This is a genomic window from Streptomyces goshikiensis, assembly GCF_014650555.1.
Lineage (GTDB): Bacteria > Actinomycetota > Actinomycetes > Streptomycetales > Streptomycetaceae > Streptomyces > Streptomyces goshikiensis.
Genome location: NZ_BMVE01000014.1, coordinates 30,101 through 48,871, shown reverse-complemented (window position 1 = coordinate 48,871; position 18,771 = coordinate 30,101). Strand labels below are relative to the sequence as shown.

Here is an 18,771-nt window from a genome sequence, read left to right as displayed (position 1 = left end):
GGGAAGGGACGGGAAGAGGCTCGGACTGGTGGACAGGGGCTCATCGGGCGGGTCGTGCGGGCAAGAGTGGGCCGGGTCCGGCCCGTGCGCCCGGACTCCCTACCGCAGGCGTGCGGGGTGGGGAAGCGGCCGGGGTGCCGGGAGTGGGGCCGTTGACGGCCTGGTGCCAGCGGGACCGGACAGAGGACAAGGCAGCCAGGGCCCGCCGGCTGCCGGTGGCCAGCTGGTGGACGGAGGTGGCTTCGTCCTCGGTGAGCGCTGTGATCCGTGCGGCAACCTCCTCGGCTCGGTTCAGGAGGGCACGCTGTAGGACCCTCTGCCCCCAGTGCTCCGGCCCGCCGACGGGGTGAGCTACGAGGGCGAGTACGTCCTGCGGGCCGAACCCTGCGTGCAGCAGACCGCGGTGCTGTGCCTCCCACAGCAGGGTGACCGGGTCCACCGGCGTTCCGCGGCGGCTTAGGGCGGTGAGGCAGGCAAAGAGGGCGGCGTGCACAGGAACGGTGAGGTCGCCTTCATGTAGCCACCGCATGCGCGGTAGGCCCTCGGGGTGGGCGGTGACTGCTCCGAGCAGCAGCTGCTCCTCCTCCTGGGCCTGGGCGGACGGCTGGCCCGCCTGCTGAACAACCGTTTGGGTGCGGGGCAACGAGCCCGGGTGGGAGGGGAAGGACGCGGCCAGCTCGTCGAGGTAGACGGCTAGCTGGTCTGCGCGGGTGAGTACGACGGCGGCCGGGTCGGGCCCGGCTGCGGTCGCGGCCTGTGCGAGGAGGCCGGCGTGCCGCTGCAGGAGACGCCGCGCGTGCCCGGCGCGCACCATCTGCGCGTAGGCGGGGGCGTGGCCGTCGGCGGGACAGGCGCTGATGAGGGCGTGCAGATACGAGGCGGTCAGGGCGCGGGCGTGGGGCTGGGCCGCGTCGAGGAGCTGGTTGAGCCACAGCGGACTGGTGCGGTGGACCTCGGGCGCGGGCGGGGAGAGCGTGCACATAGCCGCGAACAGCGCGCTGTGCGCGGGGTTGCCGAATTCCTCGGGCCGGATCGGCCAGATGGCCTTGAGGTGTTCGGGAGCCAGGAGCAGCGCGCCGAGCAGGGCCTGCTCGGCGTAGTGCACCGCCGGCGGCGGTGTCGGATCGGGCAGGAGTTCCTCGTCCGTTGCGATTCGGATGGCGTCGGGCATCACGCCGCCAGGGTGAAGTCGTCGCGGCTGAGGGTCTTGCCGAGGTGGGGGGCGAGGAGGTGGGCGGCCAAGCGGGGTGGGACGGCGTTGCCTATCTGCGAGAACGTCTGTCCCTTATTGCCCTGCCAGGGGTAGTCGGCAGGAAAGGACTGCAGAACCCCGGCCTCGGTCGCGGTGATCCGGATCGGCTCCGGTACCGCGTTGCCCGGGTCGGTGGCGTCGGCGGGCCCAGCGACCCACATGCACTCGTTGGCGCGGTGGCCGAAGAACAGCGTCCCGGCCGGTTCGTCGGCACGCCTGACGGTGGCGTGGGCCTGGTTGTTGCTGCGCAAGGACCAGGCCCACCGCTGTCGCGCGACCGGGTCGGCGAGTGCCTGGCGGCTGGCGGGGTGGTGCTTCCAGGCGCCGCGGTCGCGGGCGTCGGTGAGTGTCTTGCGAGCCCCCGAGGGGAAAGGCTCGGGCCCGCCGCCGGGGCCGCCTCCGGCGCACACGGTCGGTACAGGCCTGTCAGTGGCGCCCCAGCCGAGTGCCTCGGCCATGGACACCCACCGGCCGCGGCCGGGTCCGAACAGGCTCTCGGGCTCTGGTAGGCGTGCGTGGGTGGGCTCCGGCGGAGAGGCGGTCCGGACCCGGGAGGCGAGCAGGATCGCCCGCCTCCTGGTCTGCGGGACGCCGAAGTCGGCGGAGTTGATGATGCCGGTCCACACGCTGAAGCCCCAGGAACGAAGGATCGCCGCGTACTGCTGCCACAGGGGAAGGACGTCCGGGACCTCCTCCATCGCGATCCACTCCGGTTCGCCGGCCTGGTGCAGGGCGTGGAGGTAACGCATCGGCTCGGCGGCCAGAAGAGAGCGCGGGTCCCGGCAGGCGGCCAAGAGCCGCTCGCGGGTGTCACGGCCCACGGCGAGGTCGGCGACGGCCTGGTGGACGAGCGGCTGGTCCACCAGGCCCAGGCGCTTGCCGGCCATCGACCACGCCTGGCAGGGAGGGGACGCGATGAACCCCTTCACCCGCCCCGCGAAGATCCACGCCGGATACATCGCGACGTCGGTGCGGATCGTCAACTGGCCAGCGGCCGCGCGCGTCTTGCAGGCCCACTCGTCCCACTCCAGGCCCACGTCCCGTACGCCGAGGACGTCCAGGGCGTGGCTCCAGCCGCCCGGGCCGGCGAACAGGTCGACGACGAGGTCCCTCATGCCGTCAGGCCGAAGTCGTCGCGGACCGGCTCGGGCTGCTCGCCCCGGCAGGCCCAGGGCGAGCAGCCGTCCACGACCCCGGATTCCATCTCCGTGGCGTCCGGAGCGTCAGCTCCCTGCTGGCGAGCCGCCCACTCCGCCGCGGTGACATGGTCGATCGGAGCCTCGGAAAGCGGCACGCGCGAGCGGTGCAGATAAGCCTGACCGAGAAGCCGGTTACCGGCCGCGTTCGCGCGGGCATTTCCCTGCCGGATCGCCGCATCGAATTCGACAACATCGGCCCACTCCTCCGGAGAGGAATCCCTGATGCTGCGCCATTGTGCGTTTCCGTGGAACGGGCATCCAAGGCAGCTCGACTTGGGGGTGTCGGCGAGTCCAAGTGAGGCCAGGTAGCGAACGCAGTCTGCCCTGGACCAGTCCATCTCGATGAGGGGGTGTCGGTTGCGCATGTACTGGACGTCGCCGTCCTTGGCCCGGTGGAATTCGTCGGTGCTGATACCGACCCACTGCTCGACGAAGACACCCTTGGGTACCCTGGACGGGTAGGGGTGGCCGAGTATTCCGCGGACCTTCTTCTTGATCGGATTTATCTTGTGTTCCCCGGTGCACTGGCGCCGGGACATTCCATTTCCGCCGTCCTGGTTGAGGATGTAGAGCGGCATGGAGGCGAATCCGTGTTCCGGGTCGAGGGCATCTGCGCGAATATTTCCTGAGGTTACCCGCAGCATGGGAATTCCGGCCGCGGCGGCGATTTCCCGTTCGAGGCGGTCGAGGTGCTCGTACACCTTCTTCGGCTCCCAGCCGGTGTCGGCGAAGATCGCCGCGTCGACGCGCGGCAGGATTCCCTTCGCGGACAGGCACAGCAGGACGGAACTTTGGACGCCGGCGCCCAGCGACAGGATGCGCTTGGCAGGGCCGTCGTCCGGGGCGCGCAAGGTCGAGGTGGGGGTGGACGGTGTGCGGCGGGACGTGGAGCTGGTGGGGATGGGGCGTCCTTGCGGGCTGGGCACATCCCAGGCGGAGGGAGTGCGGGGGAAGGGGAGGGAGTGTCAGCGGGCCTGCGCCGGTGCCGGGATGACGCGGGAGGCTGGAACAGCAGCGGTGGCCGGGGCCGGGGTGTAGAGACCGCGGCCGAGCTGGGCAGCGACGATCATGGCGCCTCTGAGGGTGAGACGGACGCGGTCCTGGGCGGGACCGCCGTCGGCGGCCGGCGGCGCGGATGCGGGTTCACGCGCGATCAGGCCCTGCTGCTCCAGGCCGAGCACGGTCTCGATGTGCGCGGTGCCGGTCTGGCTGTGGGCGAACTCCCGTCCGGCGCTCCAGCTGGTCGCGAGGTGCCCGCGGGCGGCGGCGTTCAGGGTGGACCGCTCGATGGGGGTCAGTCGGCCTGCTGTCATGGTGCCGGGGTGGCTGCGGTGGTTCATCGCCAGGGCGACGGTGGTCGCCGCCTGCAGGGCCGAAGCCGGGCCCAGGGCTGTCAGTTCCTGCGCCAGCTCGATTTGCCGGACGATGTGCTGCCCCCCGCGCCCCTGGTCCGTTTCCGGGGCCTGGGCACTGAGGAGGTCCTTGGCTGCGGCGAGGTGACGGGCGGATCCCGCAGTCAGGTAGGCGAGCTGCTTGATTCGGATCGCGGCCTCCTTCACCGCGACGGTCGCGGGCAGAGGCTGTTCCTCGATGGCCTGGACCGCATCGGTGCAGGCGTTTACTAGAACCTCGGCGGACGTGTGCCCGTGGGCCGCGCCGTAGGCCGGCCACAGGCGGGCGAGGGCGTCGTTGTGCTGGGTGAACTGGTCGGCCAGGGCCAGCAAACGTATGACCGGGCAGGGCGGCTGCTCCGCAGAGGGCGCAGGCGGGGCGGGCGCGGAGGCCACGGGCGGCGCGAGATCAGGACCTGTCGGCGGGACGGGCGCGGAGACTGCGGGTGGCGTGCGTTCGGAGCGTGGCGGTGTGGCGGGTGCCGCCGGTTCGGGCGCGTCGGGGAGGGAGAAGAGGACGTCGTCGGTCATGGTGGATGGACCCTTCCGAGGGCGCGGGCCCGAATCGAGGTGGGGACGTGGCCGCGGCCCGCGGCTTGGCTGTCCGGGTCAGCGCCGTGCGGGCCTTGGCACTGCTGCAGGGCGGGGCGGCAGCCGGACGGCCTGGACCGGGGTGGAGGGCTCTCCGGTCTTGAGGGAGGGCGCCAACTCGCGGAGCTCACCGGCAAGGTGCTGGGCAACGTCTTCACTCATACCGAGCCGGATGGTCACGTGCTCCGGCAGCTGCCAGCCGTGGGTGTACCGGGCCCGCTTGATGAGTTCGACGGCGGCCTCCAGCTGCGCGGCGACCTGTTCGAGGACGATGGTGTGGTCGTCGTCGATCCCGGTCGCCTGGAGCAGCTCGTCCAGAGCACCCGGCAGCGCGGGACGCTCGACGGGAAGACCGTACAGCTGGGCATGCAGGGAGTTGGCGAGGCCGAGTACCGAGCCGCCGGAGCTTCGGTTTCCGTAGCGGGCCGCTGCGTTGCGCACCAAGCCGAGGTTGTAGGTGACGACGTGCGGTGGGGGCGACGGGGCGGTCGAGATATGCGTGGCCAGGGCGCGCGCGATGTCGAAGCGCGTGGGCGCACCGGTGGGGGAAACATCGGGTGAGGGCGGAGCCAAGGGTTCTCCAAAGGGCGGGCAGTCAGCGAATGAGGCCACGGCCGTTCCGGTGGGCCGATCACGGGCGGCGGGCCCGCGACCCGGGCGAGGCCGGCTGGGGGATCTGGGCGAGTGCGTGGTGTACCTCGGCGCCGAGGCCGACGGACTGGGCGGGCGTGATGATCGCGGCTCCCAGCTCGCGGGCGAGGTAGGGGATCTCGCGGTACTGGCGTTCGACGGGCAGGCTGGACGCCAGGTGGGAGAAGAACTGGGCAACCAGCGGCACGGGCACGGCCTCGGTCAAGGTGGCGCTCCAGTGCGGTCAAGGGGCGCGGGTCAGGATCCGGGTGGAGATATGGGGCTGCAACCCGGGGCCGGATGGTCGGGTGGGCCGCGTCGCATAGGCGGCGGAGAGCGCGCGGATACCGGTTCGGGTCAGGGAGACCCCTGCGGTTACCTCGGCGGAGTAGGTGTGCGCTCTACGAGGTCCGGCAGTCCCGGACCTGCAGGATGCGCATCGGCAGCCGGCCGGGGGCGGGTTCGGCGTGGGTGGTCCGGAGGTATGGGTCAGCGGCGTCGTGAAGGTGCTGTTGTGACGCGGGCTGCGGGCATGGCGGGCGCTGAAAGTGCTGGACTGGGAATGCACGAGGAGGGCCGCCACCGCTGTCGTGCCCCCGCAGGTGAGGCGGATGCGATCTTGCGGCGGGCCGCCCTCGTAGGCGGGCGGCGCCGAGTTGGGGGCGATCGCGATCAGTTCCTTGTTCTCCAGGGACCGCAAGGTGCCGATGCGTACGCCGTGGTCGCGGCTGTGGACGTACTCTCGGCCCATGCCCCGGGCCATCACGACGAGTCCGAGGGCGGCGGCGTGGAGCGCGGTGAGTTCGGCGGCGGCCAGAGGGCCGGCCGCCGCCGGGGTACCGGAGGGCTGGCGGCGGTGGACTTCCCGGGCGACGCCGGAGGCCGCCTCCACGGCTGCAGCCGGGGCGAGCAGAGTCAGCTCTTGGGCCAGTTGTATCTGGTCTCTGACGCCTTCGAGAGCAGCGGGCGGTTCCGTCTGTGTAGGTGTCGTACCGGTGAGTTGCGCCCCTGCCTCGGAGAGGTGACGGGCAACCGCGCTGCTCAGATAGGCGAGCTGCTTGGTACGGACCGTGGCCTCGATCAGGGCGACGCTTGCGTAGAGCCGTTGGTCCTCTACGGCCTGGACGGCTGCGAGAGACTCGCGTGCCAGGTGCTTCGCGGAGTCGGCGAGTACCTGCAGATCGTCGGCCGCCAGGGCGGGCAGCAGGAGGACGAAGGCGTCGTTGTGCTGGGTGAAGTCTCCCGCGAGAGCGAGTAGACGTTCGACGGGCGTGGGCGGTGCGGAAACGTCGAACAGGAGGTCGTCAGACATGGGGAGGCGGGGCTTTCGGGAAGCGGCAGATTCGGTGAGGCGTGAGTGGAGTAGGCCAGAGCCCGGGAACGAGCCGGTGCCGCAGGAAGCGGGTCCGGCACGGGGAAGGGCGAGGGCGGCACCGAGGGTGCGCCTGCGGGTGCGAAGGCAGAGGCGAGATGGTGCAGTTCGCTGGACGGCGAGGCGCGAGCCTTGGCCGTGGGTGGCCGAGAACATCAGCGGCTGCGCTGCGGGCCGGGCTGGGAGGGAAGGGCGGTGAGGGCGTGCGCGACGTGCGGGCCGAGGGCCGAGCCGTGCATGGGGGTGATCCGGGCCGCGAACCGGGCGAGGAAGGGAACGTCGGCGAGGGTGCGTTCCACCGGGTCGGGGCTGGCCACGTGTGTGAGGAACTGCCGTACGAGGACGTCGGGCACGTCCCCCTCGAACGAGACGGACCAGTGTGTGTCGAACACGTCGTGCACCGAGGACTCCACGAGCCAGGCTGCTCCGTGTCCGGGCGGTGGCGCAGGGTGCAGTGGCCGTCTGCGGATGTGACCGAAGCCCCGTCCGTCGTCCAGCCGTTGATCGAGGCGATCTCAGCTACGGAGCGAGTCGCCAGCGGGATCCGCTCGCAGTGTCGGGTGTCACCGAGCAACTGGGGCAGGGACTGGGTGACAGCGGCGAGTGCTTCCAGGGGTGTTTGCCGACTTGCGGTGATCTTCCAGTACGGCTCGTGGTGGCTGATTGTCCACCACGGCTCGTCGAAGCCGCCCGGCGTGAAGTCGACGAACGTGGAGCCGTCGGGGCTGTCCACGATGACCTGCCCGTTGTCGGGCCGGTGCTCGTGCTTCCACTCGAAGAGGTGGATAAGCGGGCCGAGGACGTCGGAGAGGTGGTCACCCCTGCCGGCCAGGTGACGCGGGGAGACCAGGACGCGGTCCTGTTCATCGGGCTGCTTCACGGCATCACCTCGTGCATACGGTGCTGGAAGCGGATGCGAGGGCCGGCGAAGCGACTGCGGGGGGTGGAGGGCTGCCCGGTCTGGCGTTCCACCAGGTCGCTGTGGAGTTCGATGCCGCTGGCGATGTAATGGCGGGCGTGGTGCTGTTCGAGGGAGCGGGAAGTAGCCCCGAACTCTTTGGCGCAGTCGAGAGGTGTGGGGTGGGCCAAGGCGGACCTTCCTAGTGGGGCGAAACGGGGGGCGGGACCAAGTGCTGAAGGGATCCGCTATCGACGTTGAGAGTTACGAGACGCCAAGTCCGATGGCGGTGCGATGGGCGCTGACGCTGTGACTGGACCCGCTGTGGAACCGCGGAGACTGGCCAGGGCGCATTGGTCTGGACCACGTGCCAGAACTGCCAGCCGGTCCGATTCGGCTTGACCATGGGATGGAGTGCCTGAATGACGGCCGCGGAGGCGCCGCTGGGCGTCCTGTAGAAGCCCCGGCCTGGGCCTGAGGTGGTGGCGACGGCGCCGGACGCGGGGTGGAACTCGGCATCGATGCATGTCCTGGCGTACACGGCATATACGGGTACGGGTCGATCGCGGGGGCTTGGGCCGGGGGTCTGTTCGGAGACAAGATCGGCGAGTAGGCGCCGGATTGCCTCGGCCGGGCTGACGCCCCATGCGCATGCCAGGAGTTCGACCCCGCGTGCGGTCTCGGTGTCGAGCGGGATCAGAGGCATAGTTGCAGCGATGGTCTCCTCCGGAGCTATGAGCGAACCCGCGTCGCCTGCACCGTCTGGGTAGCGCCGGCCAGGCGGGGCGACCCGTAGGTTCTTACGCGGCGGGTCCGTGGTCGTGCTGCTGGGGCGCGGGCTTGACGACCGCACCGTCCTTGGACTAATCGGTGATGAGGGGCGCTTCCCAGACGGTGCGGGCAATGTGATCGGTGCCCTGGGGAGCGCGGGGCCGGGAAGCTGTATGCCAGCCGCGCCTGGGCGGCCGGTGCGCGATGACGCGCCACCCGGCTCCGCGCAAGGAGGCGCCTGTCTCGCCGTCCTGCGTGTACGTGATCAGACGCCGGTACCCGAGCGCCTTCGCCGCCCTCCACGAAGCCCCGTACAGAGGAGAGTTGGCGTTGCGTGTGCCGTCGGAGGCGGTACGGGTGACCTCAAGGGTCGAGCCGTCGTCCCAGGCTCGGGCCACGGGCCGGCCGACGGTGGCGACCGCTCGCAGGACCCCGGCCTCGTCGGCCGCCCCGACGGCGAAAACCATCCCGGCCGGCGGCCGGTGGTGGCGGTGCCAGGTGCGGACGAAGTCCTTCGCCACCCGAGACCGGACGGGTATCAGGTGTAGCGTCATGCGGCCTTCTTGAAGTCGGCCTGCATGGCAGCGGCCTTGGCGACGGCGCGCGCGGTGATCGCGTCCGACGCGGCCTTGGAGGCGGTGCCGAGTTCGCTGGCGCCCGGCTCCAGGTACCATGGCCGCAGGTCGAGCATGGCGGCCCGCATGCCGGTGGCGAAGCAGAGCGCGGTGCCCTTGGGGAGTGCGCGGATCGCGTCGGCGGGCAGGATCCGTTCCTGCCGCATGCTGATGCTGGTGGACTTTCCACTGTCCGAGACCGAGGTGGACTTCGTCTCCACGTCGTGGTCTCCGATGAGCCTGCTCAGCTTGTCGGCGAAGTCGGGGTCGTCGATTCCGGATCCGATCACCTTCACGGTGCTGGCGGACCACATGGCGTCCATGCCCGCGTCACCCCAGACCTTCTGGCCCTGGCGGTAGGACTGCAGGATGGTGATCGGGATGATCCCGCGGGAGCCGAGGTGGGAGTACAAATCCGGGAGGTCGCTGATCTTGCACACGTTGGCGGCCTCGTCGAGGATCGCGAGCATGGGTGGGTCCAGCCGTCCGCCGGCCCGCTCGGCCTGGGCGGTCGCGGCCCGCATCACCGAGTCCGCGCACGCCGCGATGAGCGCACTGGCTCCGCCACCCCCGTCCTTCGATAGGAGGTACAGGGTGTCCTGGCTGGTCACGAAGTCGGCGGGCTTGAACTCGGCGATCCCCTCCTGTGGGGTGACCCACGCGGCGATCTCCGAATTCAGCAGGGCCGACGCGTACTGCCGAGCGGTTTCGTAGATGCCATCGCGGGTTTCTGGCGGCCCTTCGACGGTGCCCTTGAGCTGGGCGGCGACGGCCGAATATCCGTGATCGCGGAGGATGTCCAGGGGCCTGCGATCTGCCGGGAACGCCAGCCACTGCATGACGTCGGTGATGGGCCGCTCGTCCAGGGCAGCAGCCAAGAAGAGCTGGCTCAGAACATTGGATCCGGCCTTCGACCAGAAGTCACCCTGCTGGGAGGCATCCACGCTCGCGGCCAGGAAGTGCCCGGCCAACCGACCAGCCCCGTCAAGGGACTTGGCGGAGGCGAGGGGGTTCCACCACATCTCGCGCGCTGCGTGGGCGATCTGCTGCGGATCCATGCTCCAGGCCCGGCCTACCTTTCCGCGAGCATCGACGCTCGCGGTGTAGGCATCTCCGGCGGCCTTGTTCGAGGTGATGAGTACGGGGCCGGGGGCAGCAAGGATTGCGGGGATGGCCAGGCAAGTGGTCTTGCCCGACCGGGGGGCCATGATGGCGACCGCTACGTCCTCGAACCCCATTCGGACTTCGTGACGACTGCCCTGCAAGTTGCCGAGGAGGACTCCGGTGTCACGCGGTTCCACATAATTTGGACCCCCGCAGGCTGGGCCGCAGGGAACGGGCCTTCACCGTGACGGCCTTGGCGAGCAGAGGCTCGATGTCCTTCTGCTTGGCCATCCCGGCAATGGGTTTCTTCTTGCCGCCCGCGCCTTGGCGGCGGGACCACCATAGGTACCCGCACAGTGTGAGGATCAGGAGCAGCGCGGCGGGGACGATCCGGGCCCCGAACAGCAGGGACGTTTCTCCTGCCGCGGGCCAGAGGCGTTCGGGGTGGAGGAGTGCCTCGGCCGGCTGATAGGGGGCCCAAGGGTCGGCGCCGGTGGCCCACGCGGTGGCGTTGCCGCCGAGCCAGGCGAGGTTGGACAGGGGAAGGGCGACGGCGAGGGCGCCGAGGAGGGCCTTGAAGGCTATGTCGTAGCCGTCGGAGTTGGAGTTCGGGGAGGGGGAGGGCAAGAGGGTGGTTCCAGGTGAAGGCGGGGGCCGTCGGCTCAGTGGGGGCGGGTGGTCACCGGCGGGCTGGGGACGGCGGGGCGGCTGGGCCGGGGAGGGCGGGAGCGGGAGCGATGCTCGTAAGGCCTGGTCGGTGATGTTGCACGGCCGTATGGATATCCAGGACGGCCTGGCCGTGGAGGGCCCACTCGTTCAGGTGGTGCCAGGCTTCAGCGTTCCGCTCGGCGAGTGGCCCGTCGTATTCCCCGGTCCCGGGCCGTGCGGACGCAGGCGCGGTGCTGCGCCGGTCGAGCCACTCGCTCTGCAAAGCGCTGATCCGGCCCAGGGCGGTGTTGAGACAGGAGATCTGCCAGGCCCAGTGGGGGTGGATGCTGCGCTTGGGGAGTGCCTGGAGGTGGACCTCGGCGGTGGCGACCAGAGCCTTCGCGCCGGTGCGGATCCGGTTGAAGGACCGCCAGGTGTCGCCGTCGCGCTGCGACTGGCGCAGTCCGTAGGTCTGCTCGTCGTGGGGCCAGCCGTCGGGGCCGGTGTGCTCGTCGGAGTAAGCGTCCCAAGCCGCGAGGATCTCTTCAGCCTCGCGCAGGTAGAGGGCGAGCTGCCGCAGCAGGAGCTCGTGGGTGGCACGGGGGTTGGGGTTGGTCACGGAGGCCTTCGGGGATGGAGGTGTTCGTGGCCGTCGGTTACCGGGAGGGCCTGGCCGGCGAGGCGGTGCTCGGGAGCGCGGGCGCACCCGCGACGGTGGTGCTGAGGCGCACTTTGGGCCGGTGACGGCGGCCTTCGCCCAGACGCTGCTTGTGGTCGATGCGACACCAGCGGGTGAGTGTCAGCGGCGTGTCCGGGCTCCGGCAGGCGTCGGGGTCTGTCGGCGAGGGCGGGCGGCGGTCCAGGAATTGCGAGCCCAGGTGGCGGCGCGGGCGGCGGTGATGCGGGCCTGCTGCCAGTGCCCGAGCTCGGAGGGGCGAACGGACACGGAGGTGGTGCGGATGAACTTCGTCGCGGGCACGTGGCCGAGCGGGCGCATCACCGGGGTCGGGTCGGCGAGGGCGGCCGAGAACCCCTGAATGAGGTGCATCGGCGTGGTGGGGGTAAAGACGGCGTCCCAGCTTCGGCCGTGCTCGGTGCGCGCCCCAGCCCACCAGTGCGCCTGACCAGGGGCGCTCTGGTGGTACTGCAGCCAGGCGTTGCCGTCCGGGGCGACCGCCGTGAAGTGCTCCTCCACCCGGGAGGTCTCCCAGCCGTGTTCCTCCAGAGGCGCCCATACGTTGGGCGCGTGGGCGGAGCGGGGCTTGGTGAGTGTGTCGGTGAAACCGGCGACGACCTCGATCGGCACGGCCATGGTGAACGTGACGTTCCAGGCGGGCTGCTGGCCGGCGGCCTTGCCGGAGACGGTCCATCCGCCGGGCGTCGCCGTGGGGTCGAATCCGATCCGCACCAGGCGGTCGGGGCTGTCGAAGACCATCGGGCCGCCTGTGCGGGAAAGGTCCTGCCAGCCGCAGGCACGCAGGTACTCGGTGACGTGGCGCAGGTCGCCTCCGTCGGCCAGGTGGCGGGGTTCGACCAGGTAGTGCTGCTGCGGCTGGTCCGCGGTGGGACCCCAGCTTGTCCAAGTCGTGGTCATCGGTGCTTCCTTGCGACGAGTGCCGAGGCCACCGGAGGAACCGGGGCGGCCGTCGGGGCCTGGGAGAGGCGGTGGAGGTCTTCCACGTGGTCATCGAGGTCGAGGCCGATGTCGTTCAGCTCGTTCGCGGCCCGGCCGAGGGCGAGCCATGCCTCAGGCGGCAGAACTCCGGCGCTCGCCCGGTCCTGGGCGAAGCGGGACCCGGTGGCCATCAAGGCGGTCAGACCGCCGAAGACGCCGTCTTCGGGATCAAGGACCCGGGCCAGAATTCGGGCGGCCTGCTGGGGCCGCGCGATGGCCAGGTACTCGTTGAGCAACGTGATCTGCTGCGCGATGTGACGGGTGAGGTTGTCGGGGTCGGGGACGGTCATGCTCCTCCGGGACGGTCGGGGCCGCAGTCTCTGCGCCGGGACTCGTCCCGGACCCCGAAGGGGCCAGGGCCGAGCGGGTGGTGACGGTCCACGCCGCCTGCGGTTACGGCGCGGAGGTAGCGGCGCAGGAGGAAGACGGCCAGGCGCGGGCGTCGGGTGGCAGAGATCGACGGCGGGCTGTGCGGGATCGTGATGCTCCGGGTCGGTGGGATGCCGCCCCGGCCCGAAAGGGGCCGGGGACGGTGCGGCGGTACAGGGCTTAGCGGGTTCGGGGAGGGGAGGCGAGCGGCCCCGGCGGAGCAACGGCCGGCCCCCGGCCTTCGCGGGTCTTGGCGTGGCGGGCGCGGTGTTCGGCCATCGCCTGCGCCCACGTGGTCACGTCGTACACCTCCGGGTCGACGTTGACGTCGTAGTCGGCGATGAGCATGGGGAGGACGGCACGGGTGGCCAGCAGATTCTGGTCCTTCTCGCTCAGGCCTGCGGGGGTCTCGTGCCAGACGTAGACCGGGCCTGCGGTCGTCTCGGTCTTCCGCTCCAGCCCGAGGCTGTCGAGGAGCGCCAGCAGTTCCTCGGGCGCATCGCTGCGGGTGACGATGTGAATCGTGTCGGGGGTGAGGGCGCGGCGGTAGATCTCGACGTCGGTGCCGGAGTCGTCGGCCAGGTTGCCCATGAGGAACTCCTCGCGGTGGATGGGGGTGGGTCAGCGGGCCGGCGTTGTCACGGCGAGGGAGGGCGGGCCGGCCGGGAGCGTTGCCGGTGTGGGGGCCGGCCGGGCTGGGCGGATGGCGACGGCGACGCCCATGGAGGCGAGTCGCTGTGAGGCTGCCTGGATCCGGGCGATCTGTTCGAGGTCGCCGTACGACGCCGGCAGTAGGAATTGCCGGTGGTAGGGGTGGTACTGGAAACCGGCGTCGCACAGGGCCATGGTCGCTTCGCGTATTCCGGTGACGGCGCCGACGACGCCGTCCGGATGCCAGGCCATGCTCACGGTCCCGGTGATCAGGGCGGGTGCGGTCCGGCGCGGGTGGGGGTGGGCGGTGTTGTGCCGGATCTGCCGCAGGGCTTGCTCGTAGCCGGGCAGCAGCCGGTGTGTGACCTGGGCGGCGGCGCGTATCGGGTCGCGGGGGACCGTGATTCCGTTGGGTTCGTCGACCTGGTGGAAGGAGTCCTGGGGGGCGGCCGGTTCCAGTGGGCTGATCATGAACTGGGCGGGGTGGCGGGGGCGGTCGAAGACCAGGAGTCGGGCCCCGTCGGCGCGGGAGAGGATGGCCTGGTGGCCGAGGACGAAGTTGGACGCGGCGTATCCGACGGCTCCGATGTCCCACAGCTGCGATGTGGTGGCGATCTGAGCGTGGTAGTCGGGGTGACGGGTGTAGGCACTGGTCCAGGCACCGGGGAGGCGGGCGGCGATGCCCTCTGCGCAGGTAGCGAGGTCATCGCGGAGGAGTCGTGTGGGCATGAAGCTCTTCGGGGAAGCGCGGCGGGATCAGCGTCCGCGGGCGGGCGGAGGTGCTGCGGGGCTGGGGATTGGTACGTCGCGGGCGAACGCGACGTAGTCGACGGTCAAGAAGTCGGGACCGCCGTCGTCCGTCATCGGGACCGCAGGGTATTCGGCGTGGGCGGGCGCGGCGCGGGGACGCGGGTGGTGGTCGGGGCGGACCGGTGCGGGGCGCTCTGCAGGGTGACGCCTACGTGTATGACCCCGAGGGCGGTGCCGGCTGCCCGTACGCACTGGGCCTGGTGGGCGGTGTCGTCGCCGGAGAGGAGGTAGGTGTGCCGGTCGGTGTCGGGGACGAACCCGTTGCCGGTCAGGATCTCGGCCGCCTCACCGTGGTCGGTGCTGACGGAGAGGTCGCCGGATTCGGTCCAGGTCATCACCAGCGTGTCCGGCCGGGAGGCGGTGCTGGTGAGGCGGGCGGCGTTGGCGTTGACCTGGGCGAGGGCGGTCTCGTAGCGGGGCAGAAGGTCGGTGATGACGGCTTCGGCGGCCTGCTCGGGATCGCCGGGGATGGTGATGCCGTCCGGTTCCCGGACCGCGCGGAAGGCCTCGGCGTGGACGCCGACGGGGGCCATGGCGGCGATAAGGAACTCGTCCTCGTAGCGCGGGTGGTCCATGAGGAACAGACGGCGGCCGTCGTCACGGGTCAGGATGACGTCGTGTTCCAGGGGGCGGGCGGCGAGGGCTTCGGCGACCTGGTTCATGTCCCAGACGCCCGAGGTCAGGACGTGCTGGTCGGCGTGGACGTCGTGTTGGCGGAGCTCTCTGGTCCAGGCGCCTGGCAGCAGCTGGGTGAGGATGACGGCGTAGGAGTCGAGCTCGTCAGGGTCGTGGTGGGGCAAGGGTTCCTCGGGCAGGTGTCGGGATGTGTCAGCGGCGGCGGGCGGCAGCGGACGGGACAGGGGGCGGGGACGAGACGGTCGGCACCGGGCTGGGGGGAGGGCAGGCGCAGACCGCGGACGCTTCGCTTTCGTCGGGCTCCACTTCGTTCGCGCATTCACGGCGTAGCGGGTGCAGATCGTGCCGGTCGGCCAGGTCGGAACGGGTCGCCTGGAGGCTGGAGCGGACCAGATCGAGGGAGTCGTCGGCGAGGGAGCGCAGCCGGGTGGCGACGTAGATGTCGGCGGGCCGGCCCAGGCCCTGATAGAAGTCGGCGCTCGCGGTGAGGACTTCGCCGAGAGCGGCCAGGATGCCGTCGTGGGTGGCGGTCAGCTCGGTGAGGATCTCGGCCACGTCGTCGGTGGCGGTGGATGCGCGGATGCCGGCGGCGAGGCTGGCGACCTGGGCACCAAGGGGCATGTAGTGCGGTTCCGTCGACTCGGTGTCGAAGTCTGTGTCGCAGTCGACGTGGTAGCGCACCGTGCGCAGGCGGGCGACCGCGCGGGTGGCCATGCGGATCTCTTCGTCGCGGTCGAGGCCGGTGGGCAGGCGGTGGTATGCCTCATGGAGGCGTACGACGGGAACGAAGCCCGTTCGCTGCAGGATGCTGTGGGCCTCAGGGTCTCCTCCGCGGGCGAGGACCTCATCGGAGTGGGGGTCGCGGCGCAGAGCCACGATGCGGTCGGCAAGGGCCAAGAAGGGGAAACCTTTCAGCAGTGGTCAGCGCGGTCGGCGGATCGGCGCTGGCGGGAGATGCGCAGGCCCAGCGGGACTGGCCGGGACGGATGCCGCCGAGCTGGTGACGCTGGTAGCGGTGGCCGTGAGGTCCTCCTGGACGTGGTGCAGACGCCGGGCAGCCCACTCCAGCCGGAGCCTGGCTTCTGCGGCGGCCGGCCCGGGCGCGGCAGCCAGGAGGCTGGCCGAGTGCTCGATGAAGCTCCTGACCGTGGCCAGCGGCCCGTTCTGCTCGTTGCTCAGCTGACGCACGAGGTGCCCGATGTGGGACTCTGCGCTCCCCGGTTCGACGAGGGCCGTCGCAGGAGAGGTCTCGACGGCCGCGGCCTGGTCAGTGCCGTTTCCAGGCGCCTGAGTGGCGGTGGGTGACCGGAGGCCGAGGTCGGCTTCGATCCGGCGGGACTCGTCGTTCAGTCGCTTGAGGAACTGGGGGCCTTGGTCCAGCCAGCCCCCGACGCCGCGGATGAGGTTGGCCAGGAGGTCAAGGCGGCCGGGCTGGGCCTGGACGGCGATCCACCGACACCCGTGATCATCCCCTGGCGTGGCGATGCCGGCGGCACGGGCCAGCCGATGGCTGACCTCGGCCCACTCCGCCTGGACCAGCTCCCGGTCGGCGTGGTGGAGAAGGATCTCGGCGTGGAAGATCGCCCGGTGGTCGCCTTCGGGGCTGGTCGCGAACGGCTGCTCGTGCAGCGGGTCGTCCAGGTGGGCCGCCCATTCCGGCACGGTCCATGTCCGCTCCTCCAGGATGTAGAGCTCCAGACCGGACCAGTGGGCGACGACCGTGTGGTCGGTCAGGCCCTCCCGTGAACTGACGGGACGGCCGAGTGCCTCGGCGAGGGCGTCAGTCGTCGACCTGCCCCGCTGGTGCACACGGGGGATCACCGGCTGCTCCGGCCGTCGGCCACGTGAACGAGCTGGTTCAGGTCGGTGATCGAGTACCAGCCCACATCGACAGGCGCAGGCCCGGGGAACCGCGGCACCAGGTAGTCCTGCAGAGCCCGCTGGTAGATCAGGCAGTCAGGGCAGTGCCGGGAAAGGTGGACAAGGTAGCGGGGGTGACCGGTGATGAAGCTGCGGTTACCGCCCTCCGGGTTCCGCAGGCGCCAGCCGTCCTCGTCGGTCGGGGTGTGCCATGACGGTGTCACCACCGTCATGGCGTCACCCCAGAGGACGCCGTCGTCCACGCCCTTGATCACCACGATCCGGTCGCCGGGGGCGAAGTGGCCGTGCGTGATGTCCCGCTCGGAGGTGATCGTGTCAGCGGGTATGAACGAGGCGCGGGTGGCGTCGGGCACGGGCTGGTCCTTCCACGAAACCGCCGCAGGGTGCGGCGGGTGAACTACTTCAATGGTCTGGAGAATCCCCGGTTTGGCTGACCGGGGATCGTCGGCTATACGTGTCCGCCCGCCCGCGGCTACCGGAACGGGTTCTCCGTCCCCCGGTCGTCCGTGGTGGCCGCGTCCAGCAGCTCCGGGAGGTCGCTGCCATCCGCGTCCCGCTGGTCGATCCACCACCCGGCCCGGGTGACCGTGCGGATCTTCTCCTCCAGGACGGCCCAGTCCGCCTCGTCCCAACTTCCCTCGCTGACCAGGGCCGTGTACGCGGTGGTCGCCAGCTGGAATCGGGAGCGCTCACCCCACGCCAGAGCCCGCTCGGGGCCCTCAAGCGGCGGCATGTCGAACTGCTCCGCCCAGGCCAGCGCGGCCTGCTGCTCCTCGGCGCGCTTGGCGGCGAGCCACTCTTCCTTCGCGGCGCTGTCGGAGTCGCGGGCGGCCTTCCAACAGTCGGTGCAGTCCCGCCCGCCGAGCCAGCGGGCGAACCCTGCCCGCTTGTCGGCGGGACGGTCCGCCAGGTTGTGCGTGACCTCGTGTCCACAGCTGTGGACGATCTTCCATTCGATCTGTACGGCCATATTGACGTCTCCTTCGAGAGCTGGGGAGTTGACGTGTTGCGGCTCGTCGCGGCCGGTGCGGCGGTGGCGGCCGAGCCGGTGGCCGGGGCCGAGCTTGCGGCGGGCGAGGATGAGGATGGCCAGTGAGGTGGCGGCGCCAGCGGCAGGCAGTGCGGCCAGTACGAGGGGGCGCTCGGCGAGGGTTCCGGCGAGGGCGGTGCCTGCGGCCTGGCCGGTGCCGACCGACAGGATCAGCCAGGCGTACGCCTCGGTGGTGCGCGAGGCGGGGGCGAGCGAGTCGACGGTGTGAAATCCGTTGGTGATGATCAGCGTGAGGAAGAGCCCGGGGACCACGATGAGGGCGATGGCGGTGCGGGGGCCGGGCTGTGCGAGCAGGAGCAGCCAGCCGATGAGGAACAGGCCCGCGGTGGTGATGAGCTGGGTGGTGGTCGTGCCGGGCCAGGTCCGGCGGGCGTAGATCAGGCCGCCCAGGAAGCTGCCGGTCGAGAACGCGGCGGGGAGCACTCCGGAGAGCATGGCCAGCCCGTGCGCGCTGGCCATGCCCGCGGACCACACGTTCATCGCCCCGAGAGCGAATCCCGTTCCCGCCGGCGCGGTGAACAGCAGGACCAGACCGCCGCTGGCCAACCGGCTACTGCCGGCCGCGGTATTGGTGGCGGCGGGCCGCCAGGTCCGCGAAGGGGCGGCGGTCAGGACGACCGCCGTGCCCACGAGCCCGAGGGCGGCGGTCGCGGTCAGGGCGGCGTCGGGCCCGTGCGTGGTGGCCGTCCATGAAGCGAGCAGGGGGCCCGCGATGTAGAGAAGTCCCTGCGAGCCGGTGTCGAGGGCTTGGACGACTCGGCGCCGCCCGAGGTCGGGCAGGACCGCCGGCCACAACGCCCTGAGCCCCGCCTCCAGCGGCGGAGTCACCAGACCCGCGAACCCCACCACCGCGGTCACCAGCGTCGGATGCCCGCCCGCCCCGATCCAGGGGAGCACGGCCAGGCATCCGGAGTTCAGCAGCACGGCCGGAGCCGACACGCGGGTCTGGCCGAAGCGGTCCATCAGCCTGCCCTTGATGGGCTGGGACAGCCCGGACGCCAGCCCGTACAGCGCTGCGAGCAGGCCGGCGAAGGCCAGCGTCCCTCCATCTGCGGTGATCCACAGGACGAGTCCGACGGGGACCATGCCGTTGGGTAGGCGTCCGGTCAGGGTGCCGCCGAGCAGGCGGACGACGTGCCGGCTGCCCAGGACGGCACCGTACGTGGCGGGCGGTGGCGTGGTGAGCGGGTGATCGACCAGGGTCAACAGGGCAGGGCTTTCCGTCAGA

Annotated in this window: 18 protein-coding genes and 3 pseudogenes; all 21 read right to left on the bottom strand. The window is 70.9% G+C overall.

Annotation, left to right across the window (positions count from 1 at the left end):
• Positions 1-40: 40 nt before the first annotated feature.
• On the bottom strand, positions 41-1,171 hold the full coding sequence (locus IE248_RS30430; RefSeq protein WP_190032379.1) for a DnaB-like helicase N-terminal domain-containing protein: 1,131 nt from the start codon (positions 1,169-1,171) through the stop codon (positions 41-43).
• Entirely contained in the window at positions 1,171-2,367 is a 1,197-nt protein-coding gene (locus tag IE248_RS30425) for a DNA cytosine methyltransferase (RefSeq protein ID WP_190032276.1), read from the bottom strand. Before IE248_RS30425 ends, IE248_RS30430 begins: the two co-directional genes overlap by 1 nt.
• Positions 2,364-3,233, bottom strand: coding sequence for an adenine nucleotide alpha hydrolase family protein (locus IE248_RS30420; RefSeq protein ID WP_190032378.1), 870 nt, complete (start codon positions 3,231-3,233; stop codon positions 2,364-2,366). Before IE248_RS30420 ends, IE248_RS30425 begins: the two co-directional genes overlap by 4 nt.
• Positions 3,234-3,416: 183 nt before the next feature.
• Positions 3,417-4,373, bottom strand: a complete 957-nt coding sequence (locus IE248_RS30415) for a hypothetical protein (protein WP_190032275.1) — start codon at positions 4,371-4,373, stop codon at positions 3,417-3,419.
• Positions 4,374-4,451: 78 nt separating this feature from the next.
• On the bottom strand, positions 4,452-5,006 hold the full coding sequence (locus tag IE248_RS30410) for a hypothetical protein (RefSeq protein ID WP_190032274.1): 555 nt from the start codon (positions 5,004-5,006) through the stop codon (positions 4,452-4,454).
• 58 nt (positions 5,007-5,064) lie between these two features.
• Positions 5,065-5,295 (bottom strand): annotated as a pseudogene (locus tag IE248_RS30405) (hypothetical protein); the annotation flags it as partial.
• Between the two features lie 12 nt (positions 5,296-5,307).
• Positions 5,308-6,375 carry a hypothetical protein gene (locus IE248_RS30400; protein WP_190032272.1) on the bottom strand — a complete coding sequence of 356 codons (1,068 nt, stop codon included), beginning with the start codon at positions 6,373-6,375 and terminating at the stop codon, positions 5,308-5,310.
• 215 nt (positions 6,376-6,590) lie between these two features.
• Positions 6,591-6,836 (bottom strand): SPDY domain-containing protein, encoded by a 246-nt coding sequence (locus IE248_RS37750; RefSeq protein WP_229895650.1) that lies wholly within the window; start codon positions 6,834-6,836, stop codon positions 6,591-6,593.
• Positions 6,837-7,075: 239 nt separating this feature from the next.
• Positions 7,076-7,168, bottom strand: a pseudogene (locus tag IE248_RS37745) (DUF317 domain-containing protein); the annotation flags it as partial.
• Positions 7,169-8,196: 1,028 nt separating this feature from the next.
• Positions 8,197-8,658, bottom strand: a complete 462-nt coding sequence (locus tag IE248_RS30390) for an XF1762 family protein (protein WP_190032271.1) — start codon at positions 8,656-8,658, stop codon at positions 8,197-8,199.
• Positions 8,655-10,449 (bottom strand): annotated as a pseudogene (locus IE248_RS30385) (type IV secretory system conjugative DNA transfer family protein). Before IE248_RS30385 ends, IE248_RS30390 begins: the two are co-directional and overlap by 4 nt.
• Positions 10,450-10,501: 52 nt before the next feature.
• Entirely contained in the window at positions 10,502-11,089 is a 588-nt protein-coding gene (locus IE248_RS30380; RefSeq protein ID WP_190032270.1) for a hypothetical protein, read from the bottom strand.
• 180 nt (positions 11,090-11,269) lie between these two features.
• Positions 11,270-12,064 carry an SPDY domain-containing protein gene (locus tag IE248_RS30375; RefSeq protein WP_190032269.1) on the bottom strand — a complete coding sequence of 265 codons (795 nt, stop codon included), beginning with the start codon at positions 12,062-12,064 and terminating at the stop codon, positions 11,270-11,272.
• Positions 12,061-12,435 carry a hypothetical protein gene (locus tag IE248_RS30370; RefSeq protein ID WP_190032268.1) on the bottom strand — a complete coding sequence of 125 codons (375 nt, stop codon included), beginning with the start codon at positions 12,433-12,435 and terminating at the stop codon, positions 12,061-12,063. Before IE248_RS30370 ends, IE248_RS30375 begins: the two co-directional genes overlap by 4 nt.
• Positions 12,436-12,694: 259 nt before the next feature.
• On the bottom strand, positions 12,695-13,105 hold the full coding sequence (locus IE248_RS30365) for a hypothetical protein (RefSeq protein WP_190032267.1): 411 nt from the start codon (positions 13,103-13,105) through the stop codon (positions 12,695-12,697).
• A 30-nt stretch (positions 13,106-13,135) separates the two neighbouring features.
• Positions 13,136-13,894, bottom strand: coding sequence for a hypothetical protein (locus IE248_RS30360; RefSeq protein WP_190032266.1), 759 nt, complete (start codon positions 13,892-13,894; stop codon positions 13,136-13,138).
• A gap of 131 nt (positions 13,895-14,025) precedes the next feature.
• Positions 14,026-14,775: a hypothetical protein gene (locus tag IE248_RS30355; protein WP_190032265.1), complete on the bottom strand. Its 750-nt coding sequence runs from the start codon at positions 14,773-14,775 to the stop codon at positions 14,026-14,028.
• Positions 14,776-14,803: 28 nt separating this feature from the next.
• The gene (locus IE248_RS30350; protein WP_190032264.1) at positions 14,804-15,508 is read right to left on the bottom strand and encodes a hypothetical protein; all 705 of its coding nucleotides are present in this window, start codon (positions 15,506-15,508) and stop codon (positions 14,804-14,806) included.
• Positions 15,509-15,532: 24 nt separating this feature from the next.
• A complete protein-coding gene (locus tag IE248_RS30345) occupies positions 15,533-16,432 on the bottom strand; it encodes a relaxase/mobilization nuclease (protein WP_190032263.1) in 900 nt (299 codons plus the stop codon).
• Positions 16,429-16,845, bottom strand: coding sequence for a hypothetical protein (locus tag IE248_RS30340; RefSeq protein ID WP_190032262.1), 417 nt, complete (start codon positions 16,843-16,845; stop codon positions 16,429-16,431). The genes IE248_RS30345 and IE248_RS30340 overlap by 4 nt, the downstream gene beginning before the upstream one ends.
• A 119-nt stretch (positions 16,846-16,964) precedes the next feature.
• Entirely contained in the window at positions 16,965-18,749 is a 1,785-nt protein-coding gene (locus IE248_RS38445; protein ID WP_190032261.1) for an MFS transporter, read from the bottom strand.
• Positions 18,750-18,771: the final 22 nt, after the last annotated feature.